The organism is Pseudomonas gingeri (genome assembly GCF_013385425.1).
Taxonomy (GTDB): Bacteria; Pseudomonadota; Gammaproteobacteria; order Pseudomonadales; family Pseudomonadaceae; genus Aquipseudomonas; species Aquipseudomonas gingeri_D.
In genome coordinates, this window is sequence record NZ_JACAQA010000005.1 from 459,747 (window position 1) to 477,215 (window position 17,469).

22 protein-coding genes and 1 tRNA gene are annotated in these 17,469 nt (G+C 59.9%); 22 read left to right on the forward strand and 1 reads right to left on the reverse strand.

What is annotated here, in order from left to right:
- Positions 1 to 41 precede the first annotated feature (41 nt).
- Positions 42 to 647 (reverse strand): cold-shock protein, encoded by a 606-nt coding sequence (locus tag HX830_RS32325; protein ID WP_152738162.1) that lies wholly within the window; start codon positions 645 to 647, stop codon positions 42 to 44.
- Between the two features lie 368 nt (positions 648 to 1,015).
- Between HX830_RS32325 and HX830_RS09860 the strand changes: the two genes are divergently transcribed.
- From HX830_RS09860 to HX830_RS09965, 22 genes are all read left to right on the forward strand, one after another.
- Complete coding sequence (locus HX830_RS09860) at positions 1,016 to 1,486, forward strand: Dps family protein (RefSeq protein ID WP_100938823.1); 471 nt, start codon at positions 1,016 to 1,018, stop codon at positions 1,484 to 1,486.
- 252 nt (positions 1,487 to 1,738) lie between these two features.
- The gene (locus HX830_RS09865; protein WP_100939203.1) at positions 1,739 to 2,077 is read left to right on the forward strand and encodes a ribbon-helix-helix domain-containing protein; all 339 of its coding nucleotides are present in this window, start codon (positions 1,739 to 1,741) and stop codon (positions 2,075 to 2,077) included.
- Positions 2,078 to 2,243: 166 nt separating this feature from the next.
- Entirely contained in the window at positions 2,244 to 2,465 is a 222-nt protein-coding gene (locus HX830_RS09870) for an FmdB family zinc ribbon protein (RefSeq protein ID WP_100938824.1), read from the forward strand.
- Between the two features lie 83 nt (positions 2,466 to 2,548).
- Positions 2,549 to 4,324, forward strand: a complete 1,776-nt coding sequence (aspS, locus tag HX830_RS09875) for an aspartate--tRNA ligase (RefSeq protein WP_103499438.1) — start codon at positions 2,549 to 2,551, stop codon at positions 4,322 to 4,324.
- Between the two features lie 126 nt (positions 4,325 to 4,450).
- A complete protein-coding gene (locus tag HX830_RS09880) occupies positions 4,451 to 5,197 on the forward strand; it encodes a YebC/PmpR family DNA-binding transcriptional regulator (RefSeq protein WP_100938826.1) in 747 nt (248 codons plus the stop codon).
- 16 nt (positions 5,198 to 5,213) lie between these two features.
- Positions 5,214 to 5,738, forward strand: coding sequence for a crossover junction endodeoxyribonuclease RuvC (ruvC, locus tag HX830_RS09885; RefSeq protein WP_152738165.1), 525 nt, complete (start codon positions 5,214 to 5,216; stop codon positions 5,736 to 5,738).
- Positions 5,739 to 5,852: 114 nt separating this feature from the next.
- Positions 5,853 to 6,467 (forward strand): Holliday junction branch migration protein RuvA, encoded by a 615-nt coding sequence (gene ruvA, locus HX830_RS09890; RefSeq protein WP_100938828.1) that lies wholly within the window; start codon positions 5,853 to 5,855, stop codon positions 6,465 to 6,467.
- The gene (gene ruvB / locus HX830_RS09895; protein WP_100938829.1) at positions 6,468 to 7,526 is read left to right on the forward strand and encodes a Holliday junction branch migration DNA helicase RuvB; all 1,059 of its coding nucleotides are present in this window, start codon (positions 6,468 to 6,470) and stop codon (positions 7,524 to 7,526) included.
- A 138-nt stretch (positions 7,527 to 7,664) separates the two neighbouring features.
- Positions 7,665 to 8,132, forward strand: a complete 468-nt coding sequence (gene ybgC, locus HX830_RS09900) for a tol-pal system-associated acyl-CoA thioesterase (RefSeq protein ID WP_103499435.1) — start codon at positions 7,665 to 7,667, stop codon at positions 8,130 to 8,132.
- Positions 8,122 to 8,817: a protein TolQ gene (tolQ, locus tag HX830_RS09905; protein ID WP_100938831.1), complete on the forward strand. Its 696-nt coding sequence runs from the start codon at positions 8,122 to 8,124 to the stop codon at positions 8,815 to 8,817. Before ybgC ends, tolQ begins: the two co-directional genes overlap by 11 nt.
- Before the next feature lie 14 nt (positions 8,818 to 8,831).
- Complete coding sequence (gene tolR / locus HX830_RS09910) at positions 8,832 to 9,284, forward strand: protein TolR (RefSeq protein WP_103499434.1); 453 nt, start codon at positions 8,832 to 8,834, stop codon at positions 9,282 to 9,284.
- Positions 9,284 to 10,351, forward strand: a complete 1,068-nt coding sequence (tolA, locus tag HX830_RS09915) for a cell envelope integrity protein TolA (RefSeq protein WP_177099957.1) — start codon at positions 9,284 to 9,286, stop codon at positions 10,349 to 10,351. Before tolR ends, tolA begins: the two co-directional genes overlap by 1 nt.
- 47 nt (positions 10,352 to 10,398) lie before the next feature.
- A complete protein-coding gene (gene tolB, locus HX830_RS09920; RefSeq protein WP_370868272.1) occupies positions 10,399 to 11,649 on the forward strand; it encodes a Tol-Pal system beta propeller repeat protein TolB in 1,251 nt (416 codons plus the stop codon).
- Positions 11,650 to 11,702: 53 nt separating this feature from the next.
- Positions 11,703 to 12,200 (forward strand): peptidoglycan-associated lipoprotein Pal, encoded by a 498-nt coding sequence (pal, locus tag HX830_RS09925; RefSeq protein WP_100938835.1) that lies wholly within the window; start codon positions 11,703 to 11,705, stop codon positions 12,198 to 12,200.
- Positions 12,201 to 12,206: 6 nt separating this feature from the next.
- The gene (gene ybgF, locus HX830_RS09930; protein WP_177099958.1) at positions 12,207 to 13,022 is read left to right on the forward strand and encodes a tol-pal system protein YbgF; all 816 of its coding nucleotides are present in this window, start codon (positions 12,207 to 12,209) and stop codon (positions 13,020 to 13,022) included.
- A gap of 164 nt (positions 13,023 to 13,186) precedes the next feature.
- The gene (queE, locus tag HX830_RS09935; protein ID WP_100938837.1) at positions 13,187 to 13,834 is read left to right on the forward strand and encodes a 7-carboxy-7-deazaguanine synthase QueE; all 648 of its coding nucleotides are present in this window, start codon (positions 13,187 to 13,189) and stop codon (positions 13,832 to 13,834) included.
- A 1-nt stretch (position 13,835) separates the two neighbouring features.
- On the forward strand, positions 13,836 to 14,525 hold the full coding sequence (queC, locus tag HX830_RS09940; RefSeq protein ID WP_100938838.1) for a 7-cyano-7-deazaguanine synthase QueC: 690 nt from the start codon (positions 13,836 to 13,838) through the stop codon (positions 14,523 to 14,525).
- Between the two features lie 63 nt (positions 14,526 to 14,588).
- A tRNA-Lys gene (locus HX830_RS09945) sits at positions 14,589 to 14,664 on the forward strand.
- Positions 14,665 to 14,882: 218 nt separating this feature from the next.
- Positions 14,883 to 15,626, forward strand: a complete 744-nt coding sequence (locus HX830_RS09950; protein ID WP_177099960.1) for a cysteine hydrolase family protein — start codon at positions 14,883 to 14,885, stop codon at positions 15,624 to 15,626.
- Positions 15,627 to 15,655: 29 nt separating this feature from the next.
- Complete coding sequence (locus HX830_RS09955; RefSeq protein ID WP_177099962.1) at positions 15,656 to 16,558, forward strand: LysR family transcriptional regulator; 903 nt, start codon at positions 15,656 to 15,658, stop codon at positions 16,556 to 16,558.
- 109 nt (positions 16,559 to 16,667) lie between these two features.
- Positions 16,668 to 16,919 (forward strand): type II toxin-antitoxin system prevent-host-death family antitoxin, encoded by a 252-nt coding sequence (locus tag HX830_RS09960; RefSeq protein WP_177099964.1) that lies wholly within the window; start codon positions 16,668 to 16,670, stop codon positions 16,917 to 16,919.
- Positions 16,919 to 17,338, forward strand: coding sequence for a type II toxin-antitoxin system VapC family toxin (locus HX830_RS09965; protein WP_103498640.1), 420 nt, complete (start codon positions 16,919 to 16,921; stop codon positions 17,336 to 17,338). Before HX830_RS09960 ends, HX830_RS09965 begins: the two co-directional genes overlap by 1 nt.
- Positions 17,339 to 17,469: the final 131 nt, after the last annotated feature.

Genomic DNA, 17,469 nt, shown 5'->3' on the forward strand with positions numbered 1-17,469 from the left:
ACGCGAGGCAGCCAGGCTGCCTCGCGTTTTTTTGTGGCCGATCAGCGACGCGGCAGTGCCGCGATCACGTCTTCGGCTTGCAGGCCCTTGTCCCGGTTCATCACCGAGAACTCCACGCGCTGGCCTTCGACCAGGACGCGGTGACCTTCGCCACGGATGGCGCGGAAGTGCACGAAAATATCATCGCCGGAATCCCGCGAGATAAAGCCGAAACCCTTGGAAGTGTTGAACCACTTCACGGTACCGGTATCGCGATTGCTCATGTCGTAGTTGTGGGAAGCCGCCGCCGGGGAAGATTTCTTGTAGAAACTCACCGCCAGGTGCAGCAATACGGCAAGCACGGCGGCCAGCAGACTCGGAAGCACGGCGGGTTGGCCGCCGATCAGGGTCAGGGGGGCGAGCAGGGTGAGGATTTGCAGTGCCACGGCGATGATCAGCAGGATGCTGACCAGGATTTGCAGTTGATGCCGTGGGCCCTTGTTCCAGTAAGGAATGACTGGCGCGAGGGTCAGGTTGAGCAAGCCGAAGAATGCCAGGTACAGCGCATCGGGTTGTTGCAGGTAAGGCAGGGCTTCGGATCGCAGGCTGGGGATAAAGGACAGCAGCAGGGCAACGGCGCCCGTTAGCAGGTGGACGATTTTCAACATTTTGATTGACTCACTCAAGACGGATCACAAGGAAGAGCGGGTGGCACACGGTTCGCTTCTGGAAAAAAGGTGAGGCGTTGGGCACGTGTGGGCATCCGCCTATGCGCCGCTGCCAGAGAATCGACAGCCACGACACAGTCTCTATTTAACAGCAAAGCCCATGCCTTCTCAAACTTCGGCGCCGGGCCGCTGTCGGAGAACTTGCGGCGGGGCAGGGCCGGTGCCGACGCGGCCCGCGGGCCAGACGCCTGCCGGTGGTCGCCGTGGCGGATTTGTCGCAGTCGTCGCGGCTGCGCGAGTCGTGGGCGCTTGCTAGAGTGGTCCTGCACCTGCGAAGACGATGATCCATTCTGACCAAGGGGATACATATGGCTATTGATATCGGTATCAGCGAAGCAGACCGTAAATCCATTGTTGAAGGTCTTTCCCGTCTGTTGTCGGACACCTACGTGCTGTACCTGAAAACCCACAACTTTCACTGGAATGTCAGCGGGCCGATGTTCCGCACGCTGCATTTGATGTTCGAAGAGCAATACAACGAACTGGCCCTGGCCGTGGACCTGATCGCCGAACGTATCCGCGCCCTGGGTTTTCCCGCGCCGGGGACCTATTCCACCTACGCCCGTCTGTCCTCCATCAAGGAAGAAGAAGGGGTGCCGAGTGCCGAGGAGATGATCAAGCAACTGGTGCAAGGCCAGGAAGCGGTCACCCGCACGGCGCGGGGCCTCTTTCCGTTGCTGGACAAGGTCAGTGACGAACCGACCGCCGACCTGTTGACCCAGCGCATGCAGGTGCATGAGAAGACCGCCTGGATGCTGCGCGCCCTGCTGGAAGGCTGAGCCCGCGCCGGCGCGAATGAAGCCGTCGCTTCATTCGCGCTGCCTGTCGGCGAGCTCGGCATCTTCGCGAAGGCGCAGGCCTTCGCCTGGTCGCGGCCCCAGGCTTTTCGTTGTTCTTCCTTATTAATGGACTCTTCCTACGGAGGCTGTGGTGCAGTCTGCTGGATAGGGTTTTTTACTTAATGTTTTATGTCAGGAGGTTTGCCAGGAGCGCCTTTATTCAAAGGTGTGCAGCGACGGAGTGCGATGAAAATGGTTCAGTGGGTAGGGCATGAGGTGGGGAGTTCCGGTTGTTTGCGCAAGACCCGGGTGGATCCCCTGTTGCTGGATTTCGATATTGGATTGGCGAAGCCCGTTTCGCGTTCGGTGCGTTTGAATGGTTTTGCCACCTGCTTGCGTCTGGAGGAGGTTTATTGGAAGGTACTGGCCGATATTGCCAATACCCATGAATGTACAGTCAATGCCTTGCTGTCCAATGTGGACATGGAGGTTCATCTGCGCTACGGCGGGGTGAAGAATTTCAGTGGTTTGATTCGCGTGGTCTGTGTCGTCCATCTGCTGACGTTGGGCGGTTTGTCCCGGGCCCTCTAGGCTTGTTCTGACGTCTCGGTGGATTGGCGAGACGGCATGGGCTGGGGCGCTGACCGGTCCACGGCTGCAAAGGCTCGATTTAACGGATATAATCCCGCTCTTTGCTGCATGGCCCGTCCCGGGCTCGGGCAGCAGTGTTGCCGTTATCTGATTGCCGAGACGCCCCATGCCCATGTACGACTATCAATGCGCTTCCTGCGGTCATCAGCTGGAAGCCATTCAAAAGATCAGTGATGCACCGCTGGTCGACTGCCCGGCCTGCCAGGCACCGCAATTGAAGAAAATGCTCTCCATGCCGGGTTTCCGCCTCAGCGGTAGCGGCTGGTACGAGACGGATTTCAAGACCGGCAGCAAGAAAAACCTGGCAGGTGGCGATAAAGCCGACTGAAATAAGCGACACGAGCGGGCGCTTGTCGCGTTGCCAAGACAAGACCTCCACCGAAATCGAATGACTAGAAGCGAACCACGACCATGATGCGCAGCCATTATTGCGGCCAACTGAACGAGAGCCTGGAAGGCCAGGAAGTCACCCTTTGCGGATGGGTCCACCGTCGTCGCGACCATGGCGGGGTGATTTTCCTCGATATCCGTGACCGCGAAGGTCTGGCCCAGGTGGTCTTCGACCCTGATCGCGCCGACACTTTCGCCGCCGCCGATCGCGTGCGCAGCGAGTACGTGGTCAAGATCACCGGCAAGGTCCGCCTGCGTCCGGCCGGCGCCGGCAACGCCAACATGGCGTCCGGTGCCATCGAAGTGCTGGGTTACGAGCTGGAAGTGCTGAACGAAGCGGAAACCCCGCCGTTCCCGCTCAACGAATACTCCGACGTCGGCGAAGAAACCCGCCTGCGTTATCGTTTTATCGACCTGCGTCGTCCGGAAATGCTCGACAAGCTGCGTCTGCGTTCGCGCATGACCACCAGCATTCGTCGTTACCTGGACGAAAACGGCTTCCTCGACGTCGAGACGCCGATCCTGACCCGTGCGACTCCCGAAGGCGCCCGTGACTACCTCGTGCCGAGCCGCACCCACGCCGGCAGCTTCTTCGCCCTGCCGCAATCGCCGCAGCTGTTCAAGCAACTGCTGATGGTGGCCGGCTTCGACCGTTACTACCAGATCGCCAAGTGCTTCCGCGACGAAGACCTGCGGGCTGACCGCCAGCCGGAATTCACCCAGATCGACATCGAGACCAGCTTCCTCGATGAAAAAGACATCATGGGCCTGACCGAAGGCATGATCCGCAACCTGTTCAAGGAAGTGCTGGGTCTGGAATTCGGTGAGTTCCCGCACATGACCTGGGACGAGGCCATGCGCCGTTACGGCTCCGACAAGCCGGACCTGCGTATCCCGCTGGAACTGGTGGACGTTGCCGACCAGCTCAAGGACGTTGAGTTCAAGGTGTTCAGCGGCCCGGCCAACGACCCGAAATGCCGTGTGGCCGCCTTGCGCGTCCCGGGCGCGGCGAGCATGCCGCGCAGCAAGATCGACGAGTACACCAAGTTCGTCGGCATCTACGGTGCCAAGGGCCTGGCGTACATCAAGGTCAACGAACGCGCCAAGGGTGTTGAAGGCCTGCAGTCGCCGATCGTCAAGAACATTCCCGAGGCCAACCTCAACGTGATCCTCGATCGCGTCGGTGCGGTCGACGGCGACATCGTCTTCTTCGGTGCCGACAAGTCCAAGATCGTCAGCGAAGCCCTGGGCGCGCTGCGGATCAAGGTCGGTCATGACCTCGAACTGCTCACCTGCGAGTGGGCACCGATGTGGGTCGTCGACTTCCCGATGTTCGAAGAAAACGAAGACGGCAGCTTCACCGCCTTGCACCACCCGTTCACCGCGCCGAAGTGCTCGCCGGAAGAACTGGCGGCCAACCCGGCCACCGCTTTGTCCCGCGCCTACGACATGGTTCTGAACGGCACCGAGCTGGGTGGCGGTTCGATCCGTATCCACCGCAAGGAAATGCAACAGGCGGTGTTCCGTCTGTTGGGTATCAGCGAAGCGGAACAGGAAGAGAAGTTCGGCTTCCTGCTCGACGCGCTGAAATACGGTGCTCCGCCCCACGGTGGCCTGGCCTTCGGCCTTGACCGCCTGGTGATGCTGATGACCGGCGCCCAGTCGATTCGCGAAGTGATCGCGTTCCCGAAAACCCAGAGCGCGGCCTGTGTCATGACCCAGGCGCCAGGGCTGGTGGACGCCAAGGCACTGCGCGAGCTGCATATCCGCCTGCGCGAAGCCCCCAAGGCAGAGTAAGACTGACCCGAGGGCGCATCCACTGGATGCGCCTTTTTTCAAGGTCGAGACTTTTTATTGCCGGCCGCTGCCACCGGGCAGGGCGGGCAACGTTTCAAAGAGCACAAAGAGAATTCGGAGCGAGTTATGGCAGGTCATTCCAAGTGGGCGAACATCAAGCACCGCAAAGAACGTCAGGATGCCAAGAAGGGCAAGATCTTCACCAAGTGGATTCGTGAGCTGACCGTTGCCGCTCGTCAGGGCGGTGGTGATCCAGGCTCCAACCCACGCCTGCGTCTGGCGCTGGACAAGGCCCTCGGCGCAAACATGAGCCGCGATATCATTGATCGCGCGGTGGCCCGCGGTGCCGGTGCGGCCGACACCGACGATATGGTCGAGCTCAGCTACGAAGGCTACGGCCCCGGTGGCGTGGCGGTGATGGTTGAATGCATGACCGACAACCGCAACCGTACCGCGGCAGCCGTGCGCCACGCGTTCAGCAAGTGTGGCGGCAACCTGGGGACCGACGGCTCCGTGGCCTATCTGTTCGAGCGCAAGGGGCAACTGTCCTTCGCCCCGGGCATCGATGAAGACGCGCTGATGGAAGCGGCGATGGAAGCCGACGCCGATGACGTGGTTACCCACGAAGACGGTTCGATGGACGTGTTCACCTCGTTTGCCGGCTTCTATACGGTGCGTAACGCCCTGGATGCGGCAGGATTCAAGGCGGCGGATGCGGAAATCGTCATGTTGCCGACCACCAGCGCCGAACTCGATCTGGAGGGCGCGGAAAAGGTCCTCAAGCTGATCGATATGCTCGAGGACCTGGACGACGTGCAGAACGTCTACTCCAATGCCGATATTCCCGAATCGGTAGCCGAGCAGCTCGGCTGACCCAAACGCAGGCGTTATGACTTTAATTCTTGGTATCGACCCCGGTTCGCGCATCACCGGTTATGGTGTGGTGCGCGATACCGGCCGTGGCTGCGTTTACGTCGCCTCGGGCTGCATCCGCACCGGCAGTGGCGAACTGCATGAGCGCTTGCAGATCGTCTATCGCAGCGTGCGCGAAGTGATCCAGACCTACGGGCCGGTGACCATGGGCATCGAAAAGGTGTTCATGGCAAAAAACGCCGACTCGGCGCTCAAGCTCGGTCAGGCGCGGGGCGCGGCCATCGTCGCCGGCGCCGAGGAAAACCTCGAGATCGCCGAGTACACCGCGACCCAGGTCAAGCAGGCCGTGGCCGGTACCGGCGGCGCCAACAAGGAACAGGTGATGATGATGGTCATGCACCTGCTCAAGCTCACCACCAAACCGCAAGTCGACGCCTCCGATGCCCTGGCGATTGCCCTGTGCCATGCACATACCCGCTCCAGTCTCTTGCCCCATGGCCTGGGTGCGGCACGTTCCCGTGGCGGTCGCCTGCGTCTCTGATAGCATCATCGCCTCAAACAATTTTGCTTGCCGATAGCGCCACGCCGGATAAGGTAGTGCGCTATCGTTCCGAGTCGTCAGCCACTGGTCTGGCCAGAAATAAGGATCTGATACGTGATTGGACGTTTGCGCGGCACCCTGGCTGAAAAACAGCCGCCGCATCTCATCCTTGATGTGAATGGCCTCGGCTACGAGCTGGAGGTGCCGATGACCACGCTTTACCGCCTGCCGTCGGTCGGCGAGCCGCTGACCCTGCACACCCATTTGGTCGTGCGCGAGGATGCCCAGTTACTCTATGGCTTCATCGGCAGGCGCGAGCGCGATTTTTTTCGCGAGTTGATCCGCCTCAACGGTGTCGGGCCGAAGCTGGCCCTGGCGTTGATGTCGAGCCTGGAGGTCGATGAACTGGTGCGCTGCGTGCAGGCCCAGGACACCTCGGCGCTGGTGCGGGTGCCCGGCGTTGGCAAGAAGACCGCCGAGCGCCTGCTGGTGGAACTCAAGGACCGCTTCAAGGCCTGGGAAACCGTGCCGAGCATGTTTGCCCTGGTGCCCAACCAGCCGGACGGTGCCCCTGCGCAGCCGGTGGCCAGTGCTGAAAGCGATGCGGTCAGTGCGCTGATTTCCCTGGGCTACAAGCCCCAGGAAGCGAGCAAAGCGGTGTCGGCCATCAAAGACAAAGGCCTGAGCAGCGAAGACATGATTCGTCGCGCCCTGAAGGGAATGATCTAAGTGATTGAAGCCGACCGTTTGATTACCGCCTCCGGCGGGCGTGACCGCGAGGAAGTCCAGGATCGCGCCATTCGGCCGTTGAGCCTGGCCGAGTACATCGGCCAGCCGACGGTCAAGGAGCAGATGGAGCTGTTTATCCAGGCGGCACGCGGGCGTGGCGAGTCCCTTGACCACACCCTGATCTTCGGCCCGCCGGGCCTGGGCAAGACCACCCTGGCCAATATCATCGCCCAGGAAATGGGCGTGTCGATCAAGAGCACCTCGGGGCCGGTGCTGGAGCGCGCCGGCGACCTGGCGGCGCTGCTGACCAATCTCGAGCCCCACGATGTGCTCTTTATCGATGAAATTCACCGCCTGTCGCCCGTTGTCGAAGAAGTCCTGTACCCGGCGATGGAAGACTTCCAGCTCGATATCATGATCGGCGAAGGGCCGGCGGCGCGTTCGATCAAGCTTGATCTGCCACCCTTCACCCTGGTCGGCGCCACCACCCGCGCGGGCATGTTGACCAACCCGTTACGTGACCGCTTCGGTATCGTCCAGCGTCTTGAGTTCTATAGCACCGCGGACCTGGCGACCATCGTCACTCGTTCGGCGGGGATTCTCGGTTTGCCGCTGGACCCGGAAGGCGCGTTCGAGATCGCTCGACGGGCCCGGGGCACGCCGCGGATTGCCAACCGCCTGTTGCGCCGGGTACGGGATTTCGCCGAGGTGCGGGCCAAGGGCCATATCACCAAGGCCGTGGCGGACCTGGCGTTGAACTTGCTGGATGTCGATGAACACGGTTTCGATCACCAGGACCGGCGCCTGCTGCTGACCATGATCGAGAAGTTCGACGGCGGTCCGGTCGGCGTGGACAGCCTGGCGGCGGCGATCAGCGAGGAGCGGCACACCATCGAAGATGTGCTCGAACCCTACCTGATCCAGCAGGGCTACATCATGCGCACCCCCCGTGGACGGGTGGTGACCCGACATGCCTATCTGCACTTCGGATTGAATATTCCGTCGCGCTTGGGTGAAATGCCCGTGGTAGACGAGTTTCTGGATGCGTTGGACGAGTAAAAGCGGAATCGGGGCTGATTTATTCGCGGTTTGCGTTGTCCGAAGGGCACGTGTCACGAATCTTCATGCAAAAAGTCGTCGAAGGATGAAAAACAGTTGCCTGGCCGGATTGGCAACCTGAGGAGTAAGCACTAGAGTATGCGCGCGCAAAACGGGGTTCAGTCGTTCGCACATCGCTGTCGCGTTTATTACGAGGACACCGATGCCGGCGGCATCGTGTATTACGTCAATTACCTTAAGTTCATGGAGCGGGCTCGAACCGAGCGGCTACGGGCATTGGGCTTTGCCCAATCGTCGCTGGCAGGGGAGAACCTGTTGTTCGTCGTGCATTCCAGCGAAGCGCGTTACCACGCGCCGGCGCGGTTGGACGACGAACTGCTGATCAGCGCCGAGGTGATTGAGCTGAACCGTGCGAGCCTGCGCTTCAAGCAGCAGGTCAGGCGGGCTGATGATGAAACGCTGCTCTGTGAAGGGCGGTTCCTGGTGGCCTGTGTGCGCGCCGATAGTTTAAAACCCCGGGCCATTCCAGAAGCCTTGCGTTCGGCCTTTGCCGACACAAGCGGCGCGGGTACTCACTTAGAGCAGGAGATAAAGCGTGGAAGCTAACGTCGTCGACCATTCCTCCATGTGGAGCTTGGTCAGCAATGCCAGCATCGTGGTGCAATTGGTCATGCTGATCCTGTTGGCCGCCTCGGTCACCTCATGGGTCATGATTTTTCAGCGCAGCAACCTGCTGCGCGCCGGCCGCCGCGCCCTGGAGAGCTTCGAGGAGCGCTTCTGGTCGGGTATCGACCTGTCCAAGCTCTACCGTCAGGCCGGCAGCAACCCGGATCCGGACTCGGGCGTGGAGCAGATCTTCCGTGCCGGTTTCAAGGAGTTCTCCCGTCTGCGCCAGCAACCGGGCGTTGATCCGGAAGCGGTCATGGAAGGGGTATCCCGTGCCATGCGCGTGGCCATCTCCCGTGAAGAAGAAAAACTCGAGCAGAGCCTGCCGTTCCTCGCCACCGTCGGTTCCGTCAGCCCGTACATCGGCCTGTTCGGTACCGTCTGGGGGATCATGAACTCCTTCCGTGGCCTGGCTACCGCCCAGCAGGCAACCCTGGCCACCGTGGCCCCGGGCATTTCCGAAGCACTGGTGGCCACCGCCATCGGCCTGTTCGCGGCGATTCCGGCGGTTATCGCCTACAACCGCTTCGCGGCCCGTGGCGAGACCCTGATCAGCCGTTACTACACCTTCGCCGATGAGTTCCAGGCGATCCTGCACCGTAAAGTGCACACCAGCGAAGAGTGAGCAGGTAAATCCCCATGGCCCGAGTTCGCCACAAACGCAAGCCGGTCGCCGAGATGAACGTGGTGCCCTACATCGACGTGATGTTGGTGCTGCTGGTTATCTTCATGGTGACCGCGCCGATGCTCAATCAGGGCGTGAAGGTTGATCTGCCCAAGGTTTCCAGCGAAGCCTTGCCGCAGGACAACAACACCCAGGTCCTGACCATTTCGATCAAGGCTGACAAGACCTACTACTGGAACCTTGGCAGCGAAGTCGATACCGAAAAACAGCAGGACAGGGCCATGACCCTGCCGCAGATGACCGACGCGGTGACCAAGATCATCCGTGCCGGCACCGAAGGCGGCAAGCGTACCCAGGTGTTCATTCGCGGTGACAAGACCGTCGACTATGGCTCCGTCATGGGTGCCATGGGCGGTCTGCAGAAGGCCGGCGTCGGTAATGTTGGCTTGATTACCGAGGCCCCCTGATGCACCAACAGCGAGAGCCGTCGGCTTCGGAAAGCTACTTCTGGCCCTGGGTCTGGGCGATCGGCCTGCATATCCTGATCTTTGGCATGCTGTTCGTCAGCTTTGCCATGACGCCGGATCTGCCGGAAGCCAAGCCGATTGTCCAGGCGACCCTGTATCAGCTGAAATCGAAAAGTCAGGCGACCACCCAGACCAATCAGAAGATTGCGGGTGAGGCGAAGAAATCCGCTGCGCGTCAGACCGAAGTCGAACAGATGGAACAGAAGAAGGTCGAGCAGGAAGCGATAAAGGCTGCGGAACAAAAGAAAGAGGAAGCGGCTCAAAAGGCCGACGACGCGAAAAAGGCCGACGAAGCCAAGAAAGCCGCGGATGAGGCGAAAAAGGCCGATGAGGCCAAGAAAGCCGACGACGCGAAAAAGGCTGCCGAAGCGAAAAAGGAACTGGCTGATATAGCCAAGAAGAAAGCCGACGACGAAGCCAAGAAGGCCGCTGAAGAAGAGGCCAAGCAGGCTGCTGAAGACGCGAAGAAGAAAATCGTCGAAGACGCCAAGAAGAAAGCCGCCGAAGACGCGAAGAAGAAATCCGAAGCTGACGAGGCGAAGAAGAAAATCGCCGAAGACGCGAAGAAGAAAGCTGCTGCCGATGCTGCGAAGAAGAAGTCGCAGGATGCGGCGCGTAAATCCGCCGAAGATAAAAAGGCCCAGGCCCTGGCAGATCTGCTTTCCGACACGCCGCAACGCCAACAGGCCCTGGCTGATGAGCAGGGTGATGAAACGGCGGGCAGCTTTGACGATCTGATTCGTTCGCGGGCAGCGGAAGGTTGGGCACGTCCTCCTTCGGCACGCAAAGGTATGACGGTGGTGCTGCAAATCGGCATGTTGCCGGATGGTACGGTGACCTCGGTCACGGTGGCCAAGACCAGTGGCGACGGCCCGTTTGACGCCTCGGCGGTAGCTGCGGTCAAGAATATTGGTCGTTTGACGGAAATGCAGGGAATGAAACCGAGCGACTTTGCGCCCTATCGTTCCTTCAAGATGACATTCACACCTGAGGATCTAGCCTTGTGAGAAACCTTCTTCGAACAATGCTTGTCGTGATCTGCTGCCTGGCAGGGATGGCGATGGCGGATGAAAAGAACATTCTGGTCACCAGCGGCAGCGATCGGGCCACGCCCATCGCGGTCGTCCCCTTCGGCTGGCAGGGCGGTAGCGTCCTGCCGGACGACATGGCCCAGATCATCGGCGACGACCTGCGTAACTCCGGTTACTACTCGCCGATTCCGAAACAGAACATGATCAGCCTGCCGACCCAGGCCAGCGAAGTCATCTACCGTGACTGGAAGGCCCTGGGCGCCCAGTACATCATGGTCGGCAGCATTGTTCCGGCCGGCGGTCGCCTGCAGGTGCAATACGCGCTGTTCAACGTCGCCACCGAGCAGCAAGTGCTGACCGGCAGCGTGTCGGGCACGGTCGATCAGTTGCGCGACATGTCGCACTACATCTCCGACCAGTCGTTCGAAAAGCTCACCGGTATCAAGGGTGCGTTCTCCACGCGCATGCTTTATGTCACGGCTGAGCGTTTCTCGGTGAACAACACCCGTTACACCCTGCAACGCTCGGACTATGACGGTGCCCGCGCGGTGACCCTGCTGCAATCGCGCGAGCCGATCCTGTCGCCGCGTTTCGCACCGGATGGCAAGCGTATCGCCTATGTGTCGTTCGAACAGAAGCGTCCGCGCATCTTCGTCCAGCACATCGATACCGGTCGCCGTGAGCAGATCACCAACTTCGAAGGCCTCAACGGTGCGCCGGCCTGGTCGCCGGACGGTAACCGCCTGGCGTTCGTGCTGTCCAAGGACGGCAACCCGGACATCTACGTGATGAACATGGCCACGCGCCAGATGAGTCGCGTCACCAGCGGCCCGGGCATCAACACCGAACCGTTCTGGGGCAAGGATGGCTCGACCATCTACTTCACCTCTGATCGTGGCGGCAAGCCACAGATCTACAAAACCAACGTCAATGGCGGTGGTGCGGAGCGCGTGACCTTCATCGGCAACTACAACGCCAACCCGAAATTGTCGGCGGATGAAAAGACCCTGGTGATGATTCACCGCCAGGACGGCTTCACCAATTTCCGAGTCGCGGCTCAGGATTTGCAACGTGGGACAGTAAAAATACTGACAGACACCAACCTTGATGAGTCAGCCACTGTCGCGCCCAACGGCACCATGGTAATCTACGCCACCGCCCAGCAGGGCCGGGGAGTCTTGATGCTCGTGTCCATTAATGGACGCGTAAGGCTCCCGCTTCCTACCGCTCAAGGCGAAGTCAGAGAACCTTCCTGGTCCCCTTACCTGAACTGACGCGGCGCTTTACGATTTTGCTTAACACACTGGGGTTCATTAGGAGTTTTACGATGGAAATGCTGAAGTTTGGTAAATTTGCTGCGCTGGCTCTGGCCATGGCTGTAGCTGTAGGTTGCTCGTCCAAAGGCGGCGACAATGCCGGTCAAGGCGCTGTAGACCCAAACGCTGGTTACGGCGCTAACACTGGTGCAGTCGACGGCTCCCTGAGCGAAGAAGCTGCTCTGCGCGCTATCACCACTTTCTACTTCGAATACGACAGCTCGGACCTGAAGCCAGAAGCCATGCGCTCCCTGGACGTTCACGCCAAGGACCTGAAAGCTAGCGGCGCTAAAGTCGTTCTGGAAGGTAACACCGACGAACGTGGTACTCGCGAGTACAACATGGCACTGGGCGAGCGTCGTGCGAAAGCCGTTCAACGCTACCTGGTACTGCAAGGTGTTGCTCCAGGTCAGCTGGAACTGGTTTCCTACGGTAAAGAGCGTCCAGTAGCTACTGGCCATGACGAGCAGTCCTGGGCTCAAAACCGTCGCGTCGAACTGCGTAAGTAATTCGTCATGCGAACGTGCCGTCGTGCTGTAACTGTTCTGGCTCTCAGCCTGATGCCGCTTGCGGCGTGGGCTGCGGTTCCTGTGGTCGATGACAACTCCGGTAACGGTGGGAGTTATCCGCCTGCGGGTTACGGTACGAACGGCGCCTATGCCGGGGGAGGGGTTTCGGCCCCTGTCTCGGCACAGGGCGAGCTGTTCAACCAATTGCAACGCATGCAGGAGCAACTCGCGCAGCAACAAGGCGTGATCGAGGTTCTGCAAAACGATATTGCGCGCATGAAGCAGGAAAACCTGGAGCGATACCAGGATCTTGATCGGCGCATAGGCAGTGGCGGCGCTCCGGCGGCTGCGGCTCCTGATAATTCTCCAGCCGGTGGCAATGTCAATGCCGCCGCCGGTGCTGCACCCGCTGCCCAGGCCCCCGCGGCCAGCAGCGAGCCGGGTGATCCGGCCAAGGAAAAACTCTACTACGATGCCGCCTTCGACCTGATCAAGGCCAAGGACTTCGACAAGGCCAGCCAGGCGTTCAGCGCCTTCCTGCGCAAGTACCCCAATAGCCAGTACGCCGGTAACGCGCAGTACTGGTTGGGCGAAGTCAATCTGGCCAAGGGCGACCTGCAAGGTGCCGGCCAGGCGTTTGCCAAGGTCAGCCAGCTGTATCCCAAGCACGCCAAGGTGCCGGATTCGCTGTACAAGCTGGCGGATGTCGAGCGTCGCCTGGGTCATACCGACAAGGTCAAAGGCATTCTGCAGCAGGTGGTTTCCCAATATCCCGGGACTTCCGCCGCGCAGTTGGCACAGCGCGATCTGCAGCGCATGTGACGGCCGACGGCCTGCTTGAAGAAACCCGCGCTTGTCGCGGGTTTTTTCGTTAGAATTCACGCCCTTTTTTATGAAACACGCTGTCCTGGACTGTGCGATTGCAGGTTCATGGCGGTGCCTGACTGAGGCGGACGGCCTGTTTAGCTGTTACGCCCGTGGCGACTATGCAAGACACATTGAGAATCACCGAAGTTTTTTACTCGTTGCAGGGTGAAACGCGGACGGCTGGGCTGCCCACCGTTTTTGTGCGCCTGACTGGTTGCCCGTTGCGCTGCCAGTACTGCGACAGTGCCTACGCCTTCAGCGGCGGCACACTCATGACCCTGGACAGCCTGCTGACCCAGGTGGCCGATTACCGTCCGCGTTATGTCTGCGTGACCGGTGGCGAACCGCTGGCCCAGCCCAATGCCATTCCCTTGCTCAAGCAGCTCTGTGACGCTGGTTACAGCGTGTCCCTGGAAACCAGTGGTGCGTTGGATATCTCTGCGGTGGACACCCGGGTCAGTCGTGTGCTCGATCTGAAGACGCCGGGCTCGAAGGAATCGCACCGCAATCGCTACGAGAACATCGAGCTGCTGACCCCCAACGACCAGGTCAAGTTTGTGATCTGCTCGCGGGAGGACTATGACTGGGCGGTGTCCAAGCTGATTCAGTACGGTCTGGAAAAACGTGCCGGCGAAGTGCTGTTCTCGCCGAGCCACCACGATCTGCCGGCCCGTGAGCTGGCCGACTGGATCGTCGCGGACAACCTGCCGGTGCGCCTGCAGATGCAGTTGCACAAATACCTATGGAATGACGAGCCGGGGCGCTGATATGACCACCCAAGCAAGCACTGACAAGAAAGCGGTAATCCTTCTCTCCGGCGGTCTGGACTCGGCCACCGTGGTGGCCATGGCGCGTGCCGAGGGCTATAGCTGCTACACCATGAGCTTCGACTACGGCCAGCGGCACCGTGCCGAGCTGCAGGCGGCCGAGCGGGTGGCACGTGACCTTGGCGTGATCGAACACAAGGTTATCGGCCTGAACCTCAACGGCATCGGCGGTTCGGCCCTGACCGACAGCAGCATCGACGTGCCCGAGGCGCCGAGCGAAGGCATTCCGGTGACCTACGTGCCGGCGCGCAACACGGTGTTCCTGTCGCTCGCCCTGGGCTGGGCCGAGGTGCTCGGAGCCCGTGACATCTTTATCGGCGTCAACGCGGTGGACTATTCCGGTTACCCGGATTGCCGTCCCGAGTTCGTCGAGGCTTTCGAAACCCTGGCCAACCTGGCGACCAAAGCCGGTGTCGAGGGCAATGGTTTCCGCATCCAGGCACCGCTGCAGAACCTCAGCAAGGGCGATATCGTCCAGGCCGGAATCAAGCTCGGGGTCGACTATTCGCTGACCGTATCCTGCTACCAAGCGGATGCTAACGGCTTTGCATGTGGGAAATGTGACAGCTGCCGGCTACGTGCTGAAGGCTTCGCAGCGGCCGGAATCAGTGATCCGACACGTTATTTTTGATTTTTTTCATTTAAGGTGTTGAATTACCGTTAGAAATCAGTATTATACGCGCCACCACACAGCGGGTCGTTAGCTCAGTTGGTAGAGCAGTTGGCTTTTAACCAATTGGTCGTAGGTTCGAATCCCACACGACCCACCATATTTGTTGTAGAAGAAAATCCGGAATGCCCACGAAAGTGAGGGGTTCCGGATTTTTTTTGCATGCGAGAAAAACAGGCGCAGTGTCGAGCGTGCGGGTTACTTGATTTTATTTGTGTGGATGGCAAACAGATATTGTTCTGATTGGTGCGTTGTTGCTACAGGGGCTACTCCTTAAGCTGAGTCCCAGTTAGCCAATCTCCAAAAAGGAACTTCATCATGAGCAATGCTTCTTTGTTTCAAGCCTCTGAGACCGAACGTTCGTTTTCCAACGTGCTCAAGTCTGCAATCGTCGGTTTGGGCTTGATGTTAGGGACCGTCCAGTTCGCCAGCGCTGCTGAAGCGCCGACCAATCAACACCCGACCATCCGCGCCATGTTCGGTGCCGAGCCGAGCGACCGCCTGGACCCGAAAACCACCGCCCTGGTGGTGATCGACTTCCAGAACGAATACTTCAGCGGCCGTATGCCGATCCCGGATGGCATGAAGGCCCTGGAAAACACCAAGCGCCTGATCACCTTCGCCGACAAGGAACATATCCCGGTGATCCATGTGCAGCACATTGCACCTGCTGGTGCGGCGGTGTTCGGCATTGACGGCAAGACTGTCGACTTCCACCCGCAGATGAAGCCGCGTCCACAGGACAAGATCATCCAGAAAACCACTGTGAGCGTGTTCGCCAGCACCGACCTGGATGCCCAGCTGAAGAAAGCCGGGGTCAAGACCCTGATCATCAGCGGCCTGATGACTCACGCCTGTGTCGCCGGTGCGGCCCGTGACGCCGTGCCGTTGGGTTACAGCGTTGTGGTAGCATCCGACGCCACCGCCACTCGTGCCATCACCCGTGCCAATGGCCACTCGGTGAGCAAGGACGAGCTGCACAACTCGGCGCTGGCCGAGATCGAAGACACCTTTGGTTCGGTGCTGACCACCTCGCAAATCGTTGCCTTGCCGGTCAAGTGATCAACCCCTGACTTCGGGATGCCCGCTTCATGAACCAGCTATCCGCCATGCGCGCCTTTCGCAGCATTGTCGAGGCCAAGGGCTTCTCTGCCGCGGCGGAACGCCTGGACACCACCCACTCGACGATTTCACGGCAGTTGCAGCAACTGGAGATTGAACTGGGCGTTCAGTTGATCAACCGCAACACCCGGCGCTTCAGCCTGACCGGGGCAGGGGAGCAGTACTACGCGGCGTGCGTCGATATTCTCGATCGTGTCGACGCGGCTTCCCAAGCCATGGCCCAGGGGCATCAACGTCCGGAAGGACTGTTGCGGGTCAGTGTGCCCCTGGTGGTTGGCACCCTGGATCTGCCGCACTGGCTGCCGGGTTTCCAGAAGCGTTATCCCGATATCGAACTGGAGCTGTGCTGCGATGATCAGTTCGTTGACCTGATTGCCGAAGGTTTTGATGTCGCAATACGGATCGCCGGTGCGCTGGCGGACACCACCTTGATCGCCCGAACCCTGACGGTCTCCAAGCGGGTGCTGGTGGCTTCCCCCGCCTACATCCGTACCCATGGGTTACCGCGTACAGCCCAGGAACTCGACAAGCATCGCCTGTTGACGTTTATCGGGGCCTCTTCGGATTGGGAGCTGAGCTCCGCGCGCGGTGCTTCGGTCAGGATCGCGCCAAACGGTCAGTTCCGCAGCAACACCATCAGTGCCTTGCATGCCGCGACGCTGGCCGGTGCCGGCATTGCCTGTTTCACCCAGGCCACCGTGCGTAGCGATCTTGCCCAGGGGCGGTTGGTCTCCATCCTCCCCAACTATTCGTTGGGTGAGCGGCATTACTACGCGATTTATCCACAAGCCCGCTACTTGGCGCCCAAGGTGAGGGCGTTTGTGGATTTCATAACCGATTATTACCAGATGGGAAACAATGCTTCCACTTGATGTAGTGTGGGATATCCGCAAAGCATAGGTGCTCACGTTCATGCTGCCGTTGACCAAACCTACCGATGTAGTAACATGCCTACATTATTGTTGGCAGGAGGTTGCTACCTTGCATACCACGTTATCCAGCCGTGAGTTCAACCACGACACAAGCGGGGCCAAGAAAGCCGCGCTCCGTGGGCCGGTCTTCATCACTGACCGTGGCAGGCCTGCGCATGTACTGCTTTCCATTGAGGAATACCGGCGCTTGGCTGGCGGTAACACCTGCATCATCGACGTTCTGGCGATGCCCGGTGTTGAAGATATTGCATTCGATCCGCCGCGTGCCGTCATCCATCAGCGACCTGCTGATCTTTCCTGATGTTTGTTCTCGACACCAACGTGGTTTCCGAGCTGCGCAAAGCAAAATCGGGTAAGGCCGATGCTGGCGTGATCGAGTGGGCGCGAGGCGTCCAAGCCAATGCGCTGTTCCTGTCGGCTGTCACCCTTCTGGAACTGGAAAGTGGGGTGCTTCAGATAGAGCGACGGGATGCCCCCCAGGGAGTTCTTCTGCGGACGTGGCTTGATCAGCATGTGATACCCGGTTTCTCCGGGCGTATTCTGGCTGTCGATACTGTCGTGGCGCTGCGCTGCGCTCAACTGCATGTACCAGACCCACGGGCCGAGCGGGACGCGTTGATTGCAGCCACGGCCCTCGTCCACGGGATGACGGTCGTTACCCGCAACGTGGCGGATTTTGCGTCGACGGGTGTCGCCCTTATCAATCCATGGAAGTCATGATCTGGTCCGGGCGTACTGATAGGTCGCGTTTACAGCCTTTCTTGGAGCCGTCACCATCGTCTTGCTGGCCATGAAAAATCACCCGCAGAGTGTTTTTCGATTCGGGACTGAGCTAGTTTTAAACCTCCACG